Raw genomic sequence first — 14,074 nt, 5'->3', positions numbered from 1 at the left:
TCCTCTCGTGTGCCAGGTGTGACAAGCGAGGCATGCGAAGGGTTGCACTCCGGATCACAGTTTTCTGGAGTGACGTGAGTCACATGTGAATGTTGCCGGAGCGACGCAACGAATCCCCGGGGCCGGATGTCACATACGTGTTCGATGGGCCCCGTGGGGCCCTTGTGAGACATGAGACGCGCAAGGCGTAAAGGGTGGGGGACATGAAGTCGAAGATGTCGCGGGCAGCGGTGGCCGTCTCGGTCATGGCCACGCTGGGTCTCACCGCGGCGTGCGGTGGCGGCGGCGACGACAAGGACGCGGAGAAGAAGCCCTCGGCGGGCTCCTCCGCTCCGGCCCAGAAGTCGAAGGAGCCGGCGGGGCAGGGCGCTCTGACGGAGGCCCAGCTGCAGAAGGCCGCCCTGACGAAGGGTGACGTCAAGGGCTACACCATCGCCGACATGCCGGCGGAGGACATGCCCGCCGAGACCGTTCCCGCCGAGCCGGCCGCCTGCCAGCCCATCGCGAACATGTTCTTCTTCACCTCGGACCCGCAGGCCAAGGCCCGCGCCGGGCGCACGGTCACCCCGAAGGACGAGCTCTCCGGCAGCGTCATCTCCCTCGCCCTCGCCGCGCACGAGCAGAGCGACGCCGAGAAGGTGATGGCCGACCTGCGCAAGGCGACCGAGAACTGCACGAAGTACGAGCACGTCGGCAACAAGTACTCCGGCGTCGAGGCCCTCCCCGCCCCCGAGCAGGGCGACGAGGCCGTCTCGTACAAGCTGAAGGGCGACATCGAGGGCGCCAAGATCCCGATGTCCTTCACGGTGGTCCGCAGCGGCTCGACGCTCATCGGCTTCTACTCGATGAACATGCTCGACGCGGACAAGGCGAAGGTCCCGGCGGAGGTGCTGGAGGCGCAGGTCGCGAAGCTGGAGAAGGCGGCGGGCTGATCCCCCGGCTGATCCTCGGCTGACATGCGGCCCAGCCGGGGTCGCTCAACGGCGGTCCGCCGGTGGCGCGCAGGGCGAAGGGCCCCGTGGGACGGAACCCACGGGGCCCTTCGTCGTCAGCACCGACGTCAGGGCAGCGCCGGTGCCTCGCAGCGGCGCCGGGGGGTCGCGCCGCCGGTGGGGGGTGGATGTCGGACGCGCGCACGGGGCGCGGTACCGGGTGTCGACCTTGCGGTGCGGGCTGCTCCTGCATCGTGCCGGGCGGCTGACGGCCTCCGTAACCGTCTCGCCGTCCTCGGAACAATCCGCCGGTCGGCCCCGGGCGTCCCCGGAGCCGACCGTTCAATTCAGTGACCGGGCTGCTGTCCCCTGCGGTCCGGTCACAACCCTGAAGCGAGGTCCCACGGCGCACGGCACGATCCGGACGCCTCATCGCTCCAGCGGAGCCACGCGTGGTTCTTTCGGACCCGGACCTGGCTGGCACGGGCACCGGGACCAACGAAGCGCGTCGCAGGGCGGTCACGCGCCGTACGGGTGAGACGGCAGGCGTACGTACGTGCGCCCGGCGCATGCGCCGTGACCGGCGGCGGGGTGGCGTGGGAGAGCCGGGTTGCGTGGGGCAGCGGGGTTGCGCGGGGCGGCGGTTCAGATGCGTCCCCGGCACAGCTCCAGCAGGGTCATGGCGAGGGCGGTGCCGGGCTTGCCGAGGGCATCGCTGTAGTGGGCGAGGACCTCCATCTCCCGCGAGAGGTTCACCCGTCGGCCACCCGACTCGATCCGGGCCTGCTGGATCACGGCCGACACCGCCATCCGTTCCTGCACCAACCCGATGATCCGGTCGTCCAACGCGTCGATCCGCTCCCGGGCGCCGCTGATCACCCCCGCGGCCTCCTCGGTCCTCGCGCCGGTCCTCTCGGCGACGGTGGCCTTCGGGACGCCCGCGGCCCTCTCGGCGGCGGTCTGTGCCGAGGTGGTCCCCGTGACGGCGGTCTTCTCGGGGGCGGTCTTGTCGGGGGCGGGCTTCTCGGCGGTGATCTGCGCGGCGGTGGTGGTGGTCATCGTCAGAACTCCTCGTGTCCGGTTCCGCACCCCGCCCCGACAGTCCCCGGAAACGCCAGGCGCCCCGGACCTTGTCGGCCCGGGGCGCCTGGGGAAGTCGCTTGTCAGTTGCTCAAGCAGCACGACCATGGCAGCCGGTGGGCCCGGTGCCATAGGTAAAGACGAAGGTCGAGTGCGCGAACATGGGCGCCAGTATGCCACGGCAGGCCACCGGCTCCGAGACGGTCGGCCCACGGACCGGCTGTCCCCACGGACTGGTCGGCCCCACGGCCCGGTCGGGCGGGGGCGCCGCCTTTCCGAGGGGGGGCGGCAAGGGGTGCTCCGGGGGCCCGGGGGCGGAGCCCACGGTGGGCCCGCACCACAAGAGCGCACCCCGGTAGACTCGGCCACACAGACCCCCGCCCGACCGCCGGAAGGCACCCCGTGTCATCAGCGCCCTCCGCTGCCGCCGCTCCCGACACCGTTCTGGTCGTCGACTTCGGCGCGCAGTACGCCCAGCTCATCGCCCGCCGTGTCCGCGAGGCCCGGGTCTACAGCGAGATCGTGCCCAGCACGATGCCGGTCGCGGAGATCCTCGCCAAGAACCCGGCGGCGATCATCCTCTCCGGCGGCCCCTCCTCGGTCTACGCCGAGGGCGCCCCCCGCCTCGACCGCGCACTCTTCGAGTCCGGCGTCCCCGTCTTCGGCATGTGCTACGGCTTCCAGCTGATGGCCACCACCCTCGGCGGCACCGTCGACAACACGGGCGCCCGCGAGTACGGCCGTACGCCGCTGCACGTCACCAAGTCCGGCTCGACCCTCTTCGAGGGCACCCCGGACGAGCAGTCGGTGTGGATGTCGCACGGCGACGCCTGCTCCGCCGCCCCCGAGGGCTTCACCGTCACGGCCTCCACCGACGTCGTACCGGTCGCCGCCTTCGAGAACGACGAGAAGAAGCTGTACGGGGTCCAGTACCACCCGGAGGTCATGCACTCCACGCACGGGCAGCAGGTGCTGGAGCACTTCCTGTACCGGGGCGCCGGGCTGACCCCGTCCTGGACCACCGGCAACGTGATCGAGGAGCAGGTCGCCGCCATCCGCGAGCAGGTCGGCGACAAGCGCGCCATCTGCGGCCTCTCCGGCGGCGTGGACTCCGCGGTCGCCGCGGCCCTCGTGCAGAAGGCCATCGGCTCCCAGCTGACCTGCGTGTACGTCGACCACGGTCTGATGCGCAAGGGCGAGACCGAGCAGGTCGAGAAGGACTTCGTCGCGGCCACCGGCGTCCAGCTGAAGGTGGTCGATGCGGAGGAGCGGTTCCTCAAGGCGCTCGCCGGGGTCTCCGACCCCGAGGAGAAGCGGAAGATCATCGGCCGTGAGTTCATCCGTGTGTTCGAGCAGGCGCAGGCCGAGATCATCGCGGACGAGGGCCCGGCCGTGGAGTTCCTGGTCCAGGGCACCCTCTACCCCGACGTCGTCGAGTCCGGCGGCGGCACCGGCACCGCCAACATCAAGTCCCACCACAACGTGGGCGGCCTCCCCGACGACCTGGAGTTCCAGCTCATCGAGCCGCTCCGCAAGCTGTTCAAGGACGAGGTCCGCATGGTCGGCCAGGAGCTCGGCCTGCCCGAGGAGATCGTCCAGCGGCAGCCGTTCCCCGGCCCCGGCCTCGGCATCCGCATCGTCGGTGAGGTCACCAAGGACCGCCTCGACCTGCTCCGCGAGGCCGACGCGATCGCCCGCGAGGAGCTGACGGCGGCCGGCCTCGACCGCGACATCTGGCAGTGCCCGGTGGTCCTCCTGGCGGACGTCCGCAGCGTCGGCGTCCAGGGCGACGGCCGCACCTACGGCCACCCCATCGTCCTGCGCCCGGTTTCCTCCGAGGACGCCATGACGGCCGACTGGTCGCGCCTGCCGTACGACGTGCTGGCGAAGATCTCGACCCGCATCACCAACGAGGTGCGCGACGTCAACCGCGTGGTCCTGGACGTGACGTCCAAGCCGCCGGGCACCATCGAGTGGGAGTGACCCGCTCGCGGTGACGGGGGCTGCCTCGGGTGAGGCGGTGAGTGGGGCCGCCTCTCGGGTGAGGGGGCTCAGGTCCGCTCGAGTGAGCGGGGGCTTCAGGTCCGTTTGAGGGTGCGCACCGGCTCTCCGGGCTTCCAGACCTGGACGACCAGATACGTCTCGTCCTCGACGTAGGTCCGTACGACCTCCGTCAGCTCGGTGCGGAAGAGGTGGAACGGCTCCGGCGGTTCCGCCTCTTCGCCGTACGCGGCCTTGACGGCCGGATCGTCGACCTCGACCGCCCGCCCGCTGATCCGTACGTCACCGCCGCCCATCCCGGTGCCCGGACCCGGGTTGGCCTGGAGCGCGAACCGGGGGTCGCGGCGCAGGTCGAGCGCCTTCAGGGAGTCCGGCATCATCCCCAGCCACAGTTCGCCGCCGACGAACCTGACCTCCAGCCCGGTCGTGCGCGGCGAGCCGTCCCGGCGGAGGGTGGCGAGGACGTGGTGGGTGAAGGCGCCGAAACGCGCCTCCACGGTCTGCGCGAGACCGGGTTCGGCGGCGGAGAAGGCCGCCCAGTTGGCGGCGGTGTGCGGCACGGCGCGTGGCGTATTTCGTGGCATGGGACGAGTCTCGCGCGGATACCCGACAACCACTGTCCGGTTACCCCGAGCGACTGATGGCTCGTCCCTGGGTGGTGAAACGCCAGCACGCTTCTGTGACTTGCGTAACGGTTGCGCACTCTCTTCAGGGAACGGACCTGTTCTCTAGGGGGGACCGACGGTAACTTCCGCTTCGTCGAGGAAGTCATTCTGGAGGACACATGCACGGGCCCACACCGCCCCTGCCCCTACCCACCGACCAGCTGCGGTTCGCCATGCCGCCGATGCACGAGTCGGTGGAGGACGAGCGGCGGCACCGCAAGGAACGGCTGGCCGGGGCCCTGCGGATCTTCGGACGGCTGGGGTTCGAGGACGGCGTCTCGGGGCACATCACCGCCCGCGACCCGGAGTTCAGCGACTGCTTCTGGGTCAACCCGTTCGGGATGTCCTTCAGGCACGTCACCGTCAGTGACCTCGTCCTCGCCAACCAGGACGGCCAGGTCATCGAGGGCCGCTACCACGTCAACCAGGCCGCGTTCACCGTCCACGCCCAGGTCCACGCCGCCCGCCCGGACGTCGTGGCCGTCGCCCACTGCCACTCGGTGCACGGTCGCGCCCTCGCCGCGCTCGGCGAACTGATCGAGCCGATCACCCAGGAGTCCTGCGCGTTCTACGAGGACCACGCGCTCTACGACAACTACACGGGCGTCGCCGTGGACGCGGACGAGGGGCGGCGGATCGCGGTGGTTCTTGGGAGCCGCAAGGCCCTGGTCCTGCGCAACCACGGTCTGCTGACCGTGGGCGACTCGGTCGACGCGGCGGCCTGGTGGTTCCTGTCGATGGAACGCTCCGCCCAGGTCCAGCTCACCGCGAAGGCCGCGGGCCGCCCCCTCCTCGTCGACCACCGGCTGGCCGTCGCCACCCGCGAACAGGCGGGCGGGGACCTCGTGGCATGGATCAACTACCAGCCCCTGTGGCAGGACATCAGCCGGAGCGAACCGGACCTGCTGAGCTGAGCTCGGCCGAGCCTCGCGGAAGCGGGGGTGTCGGGGGCGGCGGGTGAGTCGCTGTGGTGGGGCGGGCAGTGGTCTCGTCGGGCACTGGTTGCGTCGGGCACTGGTTGCGTCGGGTACTGGTTGCGTCGGGCAGGGTCGGCGGGCGCTGCCCCCGCCGCGTCGCTCAGAAGTCCCGCAGCACCGCCGCCTTCGTGGCCGCGAACTCCTCGTCCGTGAGGACCCCGTCGCGGTGCAGTTCCCCCAACTCGCGCAGGCGGCGCAGCAGCACGTCGTGATGGCCGGAGGCCTGCGCCGGGGCCGGAGCGGGGGCCGGACTCCGTGGCGGGGGAGGGCCCGCGGCTTCGACCGGCCGGGGGCGGTCCGCGTGGCCGTCCGCTCTGGTCGACGGGTGCGGAAGCCGCGCGGTGACGGCCGTGGCGACCAGCGCCGTCAGCAGATCACGGCGGGCGTTGCCCCACAGATCGAGGGCGTACGGGTCCTTCTCGGGCGGCAGCTTGGAGAACACCGTCTCGTAGGTCACGAACCGCAGGAACCCGTCCTCGTAACCGGAGTTCGGCAACCACTCCACCTGCGCCAGATCACCGATGGCGATGATCCGGGGCCCGGTCGCCCGCTTGACCCGGTCGGACGTGTCGTTCCAGTCGATCCTGACCTGCGTGCCGTCGAAGGACACGGTGCCGTCGCTGGACCGTACCGACACCGGCACCGGAGGCCCCGGCAGGAGATACGCCGTGGCGGGCTCCTTCGGGGTCTGTTCCAGCAGCAGGGCCTGCCGTATCTCCTCGGCCATGTACTCGGCGACACCCGACCGGTCGAGATCGACCGTCAGCCGGTAGGGGTCGGCCTCGTCCGGCAGCCGCCCACCGGTGGCCTGGAGCAGCGGATCGCTGCCCTCCCGGAGCCGCAACCGCAGTCGGCCCCGCTTGCGCTCGGGCTCGTAGACGACACCCGACACCGCTTCCAGCGGAACCGCGACCTCCCCGTACGTCTGCCGGAACAGCGCCACGGAACGGTGCGGTCCCGGCGTGATCCGGACCGTGCTCCCGTCGAAGGCCCAGGACCCGTCCCGCTGGATGATCTCGGCCATAGGGAGATTCTCGCAGCCGGGTCAACAGGACGACCCGAACTTCACCCCGCGCTCTCCTTGCACTCGACGCCCCTGCCGGGCACGGCCCGCCTTCCGTACGGCACAATTCGCTGTCATCGCGGGGCATGTGTCCGACCGCACGGCTGTGGTAGTGAGCGGCTGTACGGACGGCGCCCCGCGGGGGCGGTGATGGCGTCGATGACGGTGACGGCGAATGCCGAGGACAGCGCACGCAGAGGCGTGCGCGGCGCGGGAAGGCGGGCTCGGGCGTGGCGGTGCAGGAGGCCAGAGGGGGCATGGGCTCGGCTGCCCATGACGGCGGATGCACGTGCGGGGACTGCCCGCACGGCGCGCGCACGGGACACCGGCGCGCGGTCGCCGAGTTCCTGCTGAAACGCGAGGAGTTCGCCGCCGGACAGGGCCTTCCCGCCGCTGTCGCCCACTCCGCGTCGGCCTCCCGCCAGTGGGTCTCCGACGAACTCACCCAGTCCGCCGCCGTCGTCGCCGAACGCGGCCGCGTCGAGGGCGAGGCCTGGCTCGGCCGGCTCTGGCTGCGCACGGCGATCGTCGTCTGGGCCGCCGTCGTCACCCTGCTCCTCGTCCAGGCGCTCACCGCGATCGGCGCGGGCTGGACCGTCGCCCGCACGGCCGGCCTGATCGCCGCCCTGCTCGTCGCCGCGACGCTCACCGGCGCCGGCTATCTGCACCGTGCGCGCGGCGGCGCCCTCGCCCCGGTCATCGGCGAGGACAACCGCCTCTCCACGTCCCGCGCGATCGCCGCGAGCTGGGTCCTCTTCGTCGTCTTCTGCGTCCTCGTCCTGGTCGGCCGCCTGGCCGCCGCCTCCGACCACCGCGAACGCGACGCCCTCATCGCCGGCCTCGAACTCGCCCGCGGCGCCGGCATCGTCACCGTTCTCGCCGTGGTCTGCGGCATCGCCGTCCTGGTGCGCCGCGTCGTCGGCCTCCGCGTCCTCGGCCAGCGCCTCCAGAAGGTCCGCGCCCACCGCCCCCGCGCCGCCGACCTCCTCACCGACGACGCCGGCCGGGGCAGCTTCACCGACATCCAGTACGTGACCATCTGCGCCGTCGCCCTGGTCTTCGCGGCGGTACGGCTGGCCCGTCGCCCCGACCAGCTCCCCGACCTCCCCTGGGGCCTCGCCCTCCTCGTCCTCGTCTCCGCGGCCACCTACGTCGCCGGCAAGTACGCCGAGGGCGGCCGCCCCGTGATCCTCTCCGTCGTCCGCGCCCGCGAGGCCGGCGACCTCGACGCGCCGATCCGCAACGGCGACGACATCGAGATCCGCGGCGCCGGCTTCGTCCCGCCCGGCGCGCAGACCGCCGACCGTCTCTCCCGCATGGTCGTCCGCATCGGCCCCGTCCACGTCCATGTCCCCCTCGTCCCCGTCGCCGGCGGCTTCAGCAACCCCACCGACGCGGTCCTCACCGTGCCGGTCCCCGCCGACGTCGAACCCGGCAAGGTCGACGTCCAGGTCGTCACCGCGGCCGGAGTGGAAACCAACCGCTACGCGATTGAGGTCTCAGCCGACTGATCCGAGGCGGGGGTCGGCCTGTAGCCGATGGGTGGGGCACTGGCTTCCTTCGGGGCCGCGCTCGCGCGGGCCGTCGCGGATGAGGAACGTCGGCCGGATGCGTCCGGCTGGATGGGTCAGCCGGATGGGTCAGCGGGATGCGTCAGCCGGACGCGACAGCCCGGTCGGCGGGCAAGCGGCCTTGCGACCGCCCGGGTGGGTCTGTCGAGAGGCGAAGCCGTGTGGTGCGGTCTCCGGGCGTCGGGGGCGACTCCGACCTCCGGGTGACTCTCTGCCGGGTGGGGTGGGGCGCAAACGGGGGGGCGGAGGCCGGGGCAGGGCGTAAGCGGGGAGGGGCAGGGCGGGGCGGAAGCGCGTCCGCGATGGCCGCTGCGGCGGCGCGCTGGGCGGGCAGGCCCTCCCCGGCGGACGTGGGCGCCGGGTCGCGGCCGAGAAGGGCCCGTAGGCAGACCCTCGGGACGAGACCACCCAAGACGGAAAAAGAGTGCCGCACCGTTGAGCGCCCCCACCCCTCCGAACGTATCGTCTGTTGAGGGGTCAACGGCACGGCGGACCAGAGGCGGCGCAGACTGATGACTCGCGGTACTCGCACGGACTCCCACACCCCCTACCTCGACGGCGGCCACGACTGGCGAGACGCGGCCACCCGCTACGCGCTTCTGCCCCTGCGGGTCTTCCTGGGCGTCACCTTCATCTACGCCGGCCTGGACAAACTCACCGACAGCGCGTTCATGGCCGAGTCCGGCTCCGGCTCGATCGGCGACATGATGAGCGCCGCGCGTGACGCCTCAGCCATCCCCGCGATGATCGACATGGCCCTGAAGAACCCCGTCGGCTTCGGCTACGCCATCGCCATCGGTGAACTGGCCGTCGGGATCGGCACCCTCATCGGTCTTCTCGCCCGCCTGGCCGCCCTGGGCGGCGCCCTCATCTCCCTCAGCCTGTGGCTGACGGTCAGCTGGTCGTCCAGCCCGTACTACTACGGCAACGACCTCCCCTACCTCATGGCCTGGATCCCCCTGATCCTCGCCGGCGCCCCCATCTTCTCCGTGGACGCTGCCCTCCGCTCCCGACGCAACAGGCGCCGAGCCCGCAGCTACCGCTGACCCGCGCGCTCTCCTCGCGGCTGAAATACGGTCCTTGATCTCTTGCATCCCTGCGCCAACAATGCGCATGACAAAACAGTGGGCGGCCGGACGGTTCCGGCCGCCCTTTCGCAAGAGGGGACCCCCACGTGAGAAAGCCTCTCGGCGCCGCGATCTTCGCTCTGGCCTTCGCCGGAGCGATCGCGACGCCCGCGGTCGCGGCACCCGGCGCCCGGCCCGCGACCGCCCGGCCCGCGACCGCCCAGCCCGTCACCAAGGTGGCCGAGCCGACGCTCCAGGCCGTCAGCCTTGCCGGGACCGTGGCGCTCAGCAACTGCTCCGGCTCGCTCGTCCGCTTCCCCGACTCCGTGGACACCGACCCGGCGCTGGTGCTCTCCAACGGTCACTGCAGCAGCCTGCTGGATCCGGGCGTGGTCATCACCAACCGGCCCGCGAACCGGCCGTTCAACCTGCTCGACGCCTCAGGCACCCAGGTCGCCACGCTGAAGGCCGCCAAGCTCGCGTACGGGACGATGACCGACACCGATGTGGCGCTCTACGAGCTCACCACCACCTATGCGGCGATCAAGAGCTCGTACGGGGTGTCGGCTCTGACCCTGCGGGACACGCCCCCGACCGCCGGGGCCGCCATCACGGTGGCGTCCGGCGCCTGGAAGAAGCTCCTGGACTGCACCATCGACGGGTTCCCGCATCGTCTCAAGGAGGGCAAGTGGACCTGGAAGGATTCGGTCCGCTACAGCCCCGCCTGCCAGACCGTCGGCGGCACCTCCGGCTCCCCGGTGATCGACCGCTCCACCGGTGAGGTCGTCGCGGTCCACAACACCGGCAACGAGAACGGCGCGTCCTGCACGTTGAACAACCCCTGCGAGGTGGACCAGAGCGGCAACATCACCGTCCACAAGGGCATCAACTACGCCGCGCAGACGTACCGGATCCCGGCCTGCTTCACGACCGGCAACCAGCTGGACCTGAGTGCCGCCGGTTGCACTCTGCCGAAGCCGTAGGGCTCCGCCGGACTCCGGTCCCGGATCAGGGTCCCGAGCCAGGGGCCGGGACCGGAGCGGCCGCGCTACGCGTCCGGCGTCGGGTGGCTCTCAGTTCACGTTGACCGCGCTCCAGGCCGCCGCCACCGCGTTGTACTCCGTGCTGCCCGCGCCGTAGAGGTCGCGGGCAGCGTTCAGGGTGGCCGTCCTCGCTCCGGCGTAGTTCGTCGAGGACGTCATGTAGACGGTCAGGGCGCGGTACCAGATCGCGCCGAGCTTGGCGCGGCCTATCCCGGTGACGGTGGAGCGGTTGTACGTCGGTGAGTCATAGGTGACCCCGTTGATCGTCTTGGTGCCGCTGCCCTCCGCGAGGAGGTAGGCGAAGTGGTTGGCGACGCCGGACGAGTAGTGGACGCTGATGGTGCCGACCGAACTGCTCCAGTAGTCCGCGGAACCGCCGTCCTTGCTCGGCCTGTCCATGAAGCGCAGCGCATCCCGCCCGAGGCCGGAACGGACGACCTTCTCACCGATCAGATAGTCGCCGGTGTCCTGGGCGTTCCCCGCGTAGAACTCCACCAGCGTCCCGAAGATGTCGGACGTCGCCTCGTTCAGGCCGCCGGACTCACCCGAGTAGACCAGCCTGGCCGTTCTCGAGGTCACGCCGTGGGACATCTCGTGGGCGGCCACGTCCAGCCCGACCATCGGCCCGAAGTGGATGCCGTTACCGTCGCCGTAGGTCATGCAGAAGCAGGCGTCGTTCCAGAAGGCGTTGGAGAGTTTGTTGCCGTAGTGGACGCGGTTGTACGAGCCCTTGCCGTCGTCGCCGATGCCATTGCGGCCGTGGACGTCCTTGTAGTAGTCCCAGGTCATGTCGCTGCCGTACTGGGCGTCGACGGCGACGGTCGAACGGTCGGCGGTCGTGCCCGTGCCCCAGTGGTTGTCGTCGTCCGTGACGAGGCGACCGTTGCAGGTGTCGTCAGTGCACGCGTCCGTCTTGTCGGCCGCGTCAGCGGTGTAGGTGTTGCCGCGCGTCGGGTCCTTGAGCTGGTAGGCCGACCCCGAGAGGGTCGTCTCCAACGTGACCGTGCCGCTGTACAGGGACTTGCCGTCGCCGGTGGCCGACTCCATGGTGTCCCAGGCGTCGATCCGGGCACCGGTGTGGGCATCGGTCAGCAACGTGCGGGCGACCGGGTTGCCGAGCGAGTCCAGCCCGGTGACCTCCGTGCGCCAGGCCAGTCTCGGAACGCCGTGCAGGGCGTCGACGACGAGCTCGGGCTTGGCCTTCACCTGCTTCAGCTGCTCCAGCGTGTCGCCCGGGTTGGCCGCGCGCAGGGCGTTCACGCCGAGGTCGGCCGCCCTGGAAGCCGACACCTTCGGCGTGGTGCTCGGCAGCGAGATCTCCGCCCTCGCCGCCCGGTCAGCGCTGCGGTAGGTACCGTCGGGCGCCATGTGCACGACGAAGTCACCCCCGAGCACGGGGAGTCGCCGGTACGTACGGTCGTAGCGAACGTGCTGGGCGCCGTCCTTGTCCACGATCACGTCACGCACAGAGGTCTCCTGCGCGGAGGTGAGGCCCAACGACGCGGCCTGGTCGGCGAGGGCCGTCGCCGCGTTGTCGAGGGCGGCGGCACGGCTCGGCCTCTCGGCCGCGTCGGCGGCCGGGGAGAGTACGCCGGCCAGAAGTGTGGCTGTGGTCGCTAAGCCGGCGGTGGCGCGACGGGAACCTCGGACGTGCTGCCGAATCCAACTCATCAGTGTCTTCTGTCTCCTGGAGAAGGCGCCGCAGGGCAAGCGCCTGTGGCGGTGGGCGCCGGGGGGCACACATGAGGGGGCACTGGGGGAGCGGCGCGGCGCTGAGGGCGCCGCTGATCTTGCCCTGGCATTTAAGAGCCCGCAGGGCTGTCATGTCCACATCCGTCGGGTGGGTGGGGGAGGGGCGGCAACAGGGGACGACTCGTTTTCGCCGTCGCTCTCGGCGCCCCCGCACCACCGCTCCGCTCGGCGCCTACGGCACCCACCGTTCCGACAGCGGACCAAGACCTCGTGCTGAGCGACGGCGCCCTCCACGAGGCGCTACGCGGCTCCCGGGCGCGGGCGGCTTACGACCCGACTTTCAACGAGCCCTGACCTTCACCGGGCCAACGCCCCGATCAGCAAGGAGCGCGGCGAACTGGACGCACTGAACGACGTGAGACCGCTGGAGTGCGGGTCGGCCTCCCCAGCTGGACGGCTGCTTTGCGTGCGCAGCTCCCCTTGCCTGCGCCTGCGCCTGCGCCTGCGCCTGCGCCTGCGGCCATGAGGCCACTGAGGCCACGAGGACACCGGGACCATGGGCCGCCCCGGGGACCACGAGGTCGCGCTTGCCGCGGGCTGGGCTCCGCCACCGCCGGGGCCACCGGGAAGGTAGCGCCCTGGCGACCCCAATCCGCCCTGGCGACCCAATCCGCACGCGCGGCGCCCAGCCCTGCCTGCCCGCGTCCGCGCCGGTCAGTTCCACCCTTACCCGGCCGCCGGCCACCCCTCGTCGACCGGCTCGCCCCGCCACAGCGGTTCCAGCGCGTCTCGGGGCGATTGCCCGACTCCGGGTACTGCCCCGTCGTCCGTGCCGATCCCGTGCTTCCCTTCGCCCCCCCCCGCGCGCCGTCCACTCCGTCCGCTGCGTCGGCTCCGCTCCTGCCACCGGCGCCCTGATCTACAGCGGTCCAGCCGTCCCAACGACCCAGTCCGCCCCACTGGCCCCTGTTATGCCCGGTGACTCGGCTGGTCCTGTCGCCCCCGTCCATCCCGCCGCTCCCGCCTGTCCTCCCCTCCCGTCCGGCAAGACGCCCGGTGGCCCCGTATCGCGTGGTGTATGAAGGCCACGGCGCCCGCGAGGCACAGGCCGCCGAAGGTGAGCGGTAGGACGACGAACCATGGTGTCCGCCAGGCCCCGGCCGCATCGCCGAGGTAGATGACTCCGGCGGCGGTCACGAAGAGTCCGCCGACGAGCTTCCCGGGCTGGAACTCATGCCGCAGCACGGGCCACCTCCGCCTGCCCCAGACCGACCTCCAGGTCGAGAGTGATCGTCCCGCCGCTCCCCGAGCCCTCGGCCGGGGGGAGCGTCAGACGATCGCTCTTGTCCGGTGCCACGTCCACGTCCTCCTTGCTCTCGCCCGGCAACTGGATGTCACCGAAGCCCACCTGGACGTCGAGCCGCACCGTCACGTCCGACGGGACCACGACCTTCACCTTGCCCGCGCCCACTTCCACACTCGTCGACAACGTCTGGCCCTTCGTCAGGTCCACCCGCGTCAGATCCAACGTGCCCACCCCCGTCCCCAACTCGTACCGCGTCGCCACGTCCGCGGCCTTCCCCGGTGTCCACTCGGTGCGGGCCCAGTCCGTCGTGATGTTCGACGGGAGCGCCGCCGCGCACGCCAGGAGTCCCGCGGTGACCAGGGCCAGGAAGATCGACCCGGCTCCCGTCCGGCCCACGAAGGCGCTCACCGCTATGCCCAGGCCGAACACCACCAGCGCACAGGCCAGCCCTGTCTGCACGCTGGCCGCCAGCGTGCGGTCCTCCCACGTCGCGGTGGTCCCGAGACCGCCGGCGAGCAGCGCGAGCAGGAAGACCCAGCCGCCTATCCAGCGCGGCCCGCGCGGCTTCGGCCCACGCGCGGCGCGTATGTCGTGCCGCGAGGGGGTGCCCCGGGCGATGTTGACCGCTGCGGCAATGTCCCGCCCACGGGTCTCGCCAGGGCCCCACAGATAGCCCG

11 protein-coding genes are annotated in these 14,074 nt (G+C 71.4%); 6 read left to right on the top strand and 5 right to left on the bottom strand.

Features of this window, described 5'->3' with window-relative positions:
• Positions 1-203: 203 nt before the first annotated feature.
• Entirely contained in the window at positions 204-932 is a 729-nt protein-coding gene (locus tag M8J73_RS16865; protein WP_055540288.1) for a hypothetical protein, read from the top strand.
• A 645-nt stretch (positions 933-1,577) separates the two neighbouring features.
• Here the strand turns inward: M8J73_RS16865 and M8J73_RS44830 are convergent.
• On the bottom strand, positions 1,578-1,967 hold the full coding sequence (locus M8J73_RS44830; protein WP_372503962.1) for a chorismate mutase: 390 nt from the start codon (positions 1,965-1,967) through the stop codon (positions 1,578-1,580).
• Positions 1,968-2,414: 447 nt separating this feature from the next.
• On the opposite strand from M8J73_RS44830, the gene guaA reads away from it, so the two are divergent.
• Positions 2,415-3,995, top strand: a complete 1,581-nt coding sequence (gene guaA / locus M8J73_RS16855) for a glutamine-hydrolyzing GMP synthase (protein WP_055540943.1) — start codon at positions 2,415-2,417, stop codon at positions 3,993-3,995.
• A 95-nt stretch (positions 3,996-4,090) separates the two neighbouring features.
• On the opposite strand, the gene M8J73_RS16850 is transcribed toward guaA, so the two are convergent.
• A complete protein-coding gene (locus M8J73_RS16850; protein ID WP_055540942.1) occupies positions 4,091-4,597 on the bottom strand; it encodes a pyridoxamine 5'-phosphate oxidase family protein in 507 nt (168 codons plus the stop codon).
• Positions 4,598-4,797: 200 nt separating this feature from the next.
• Between M8J73_RS16850 and M8J73_RS16845 the strand changes: the two genes are divergently transcribed.
• Positions 4,798-5,592: a class II aldolase/adducin family protein gene (locus tag M8J73_RS16845; protein WP_055540941.1), complete on the top strand. Its 795-nt coding sequence runs from the start codon at positions 4,798-4,800 to the stop codon at positions 5,590-5,592.
• 163 nt (positions 5,593-5,755) lie between these two features.
• Here the strand turns inward: M8J73_RS16845 and M8J73_RS16840 are convergent, their stop codons facing one another.
• Complete coding sequence (locus M8J73_RS16840) at positions 5,756-6,679, bottom strand: DUF4429 domain-containing protein (RefSeq protein ID WP_249828770.1); 924 nt, start codon at positions 6,677-6,679, stop codon at positions 5,756-5,758.
• 296 nt (positions 6,680-6,975) lie between these two features.
• Here M8J73_RS16840 and M8J73_RS16835 point away from each other — a divergent pair, with 296 nt between their 5' ends.
• From M8J73_RS16835 to M8J73_RS16825, 3 genes are all read left to right on the top strand, one after another.
• Positions 6,976-8,229 (top strand): hypothetical protein, encoded by a 1,254-nt coding sequence (locus M8J73_RS16835; protein WP_055541976.1) that lies wholly within the window; start codon positions 6,976-6,978, stop codon positions 8,227-8,229.
• Positions 8,230-8,801: 572 nt separating this feature from the next.
• Positions 8,802-9,335 carry a DoxX family protein gene (locus M8J73_RS16830; RefSeq protein ID WP_055542421.1) on the top strand — a complete coding sequence of 178 codons (534 nt, stop codon included), beginning with the start codon at positions 8,802-8,804 and terminating at the stop codon, positions 9,333-9,335.
• Between the two features lie 128 nt (positions 9,336-9,463).
• Positions 9,464-10,339 carry a trypsin-like serine peptidase gene (locus M8J73_RS16825; RefSeq protein ID WP_055542422.1) on the top strand — a complete coding sequence of 292 codons (876 nt, stop codon included), beginning with the start codon at positions 9,464-9,466 and terminating at the stop codon, positions 10,337-10,339.
• 90 nt (positions 10,340-10,429) lie between these two features.
• Here M8J73_RS16825 and M8J73_RS16820 read toward each other — a convergent pair whose 3' ends face one another.
• Positions 10,430-12,070 carry a M4 family metallopeptidase gene (locus tag M8J73_RS16820; RefSeq protein ID WP_249828769.1) on the bottom strand — a complete coding sequence of 547 codons (1,641 nt, stop codon included), beginning with the start codon at positions 12,068-12,070 and terminating at the stop codon, positions 10,430-10,432.
• 1,252 nt (positions 12,071-13,322) lie between these two features.
• Positions 13,323-14,074: LiaF domain-containing protein (locus tag M8J73_RS16810; RefSeq protein ID WP_249828768.1), on the bottom strand; the 752-nt coding region annotated here is incomplete at its 5' end.

It is taken from the genome of Streptomyces neyagawaensis (assembly GCF_023516595.1).
GTDB lineage: Bacteria > Actinomycetota > Actinomycetes > Streptomycetales > Streptomycetaceae > Streptomyces > Streptomyces neyagawaensis.
The sequence above is the reverse complement of the archived record's forward strand: the minus strand, read 5'-3'. Positions and strand labels throughout refer to the sequence as shown.

Coding starts and splice junctions, on each gene's coding strand:
- M8J73_RS16865 (WP_055540288.1), top strand. CDS start 204: ATGAAGTCGAAGATGTCGCGGGCAGCGGTGGCCGTCTCGGTCATGGCC.
- M8J73_RS16850 (WP_055540942.1), bottom strand. CDS start 4,597: ATGCCACGAAATACGCCACGCGCCGTGCCGCACACCGCCGCCAACTGG.
- M8J73_RS16845 (WP_055540941.1), top strand. CDS start 4,798: ATGCACGGGCCCACACCGCCCCTGCCCCTACCCACCGACCAGCTGCGG.
- M8J73_RS16840 (WP_249828770.1), bottom strand. CDS start 6,679: ATGGCCGAGATCATCCAGCGGGACGGGTCCTGGGCCTTCGACGGGAGC.
- M8J73_RS16835 (WP_055541976.1), top strand. CDS start 6,976: ATGGGCTCGGCTGCCCATGACGGCGGATGCACGTGCGGGGACTGCCCG.
- M8J73_RS16830 (WP_055542421.1), top strand. CDS start 8,802: ATGACTCGCGGTACTCGCACGGACTCCCACACCCCCTACCTCGACGGC.
- M8J73_RS16820 (WP_249828769.1), bottom strand. CDS start 12,070: ATGAGTTGGATTCGGCAGCACGTCCGAGGTTCCCGTCGCGCCACCGCC.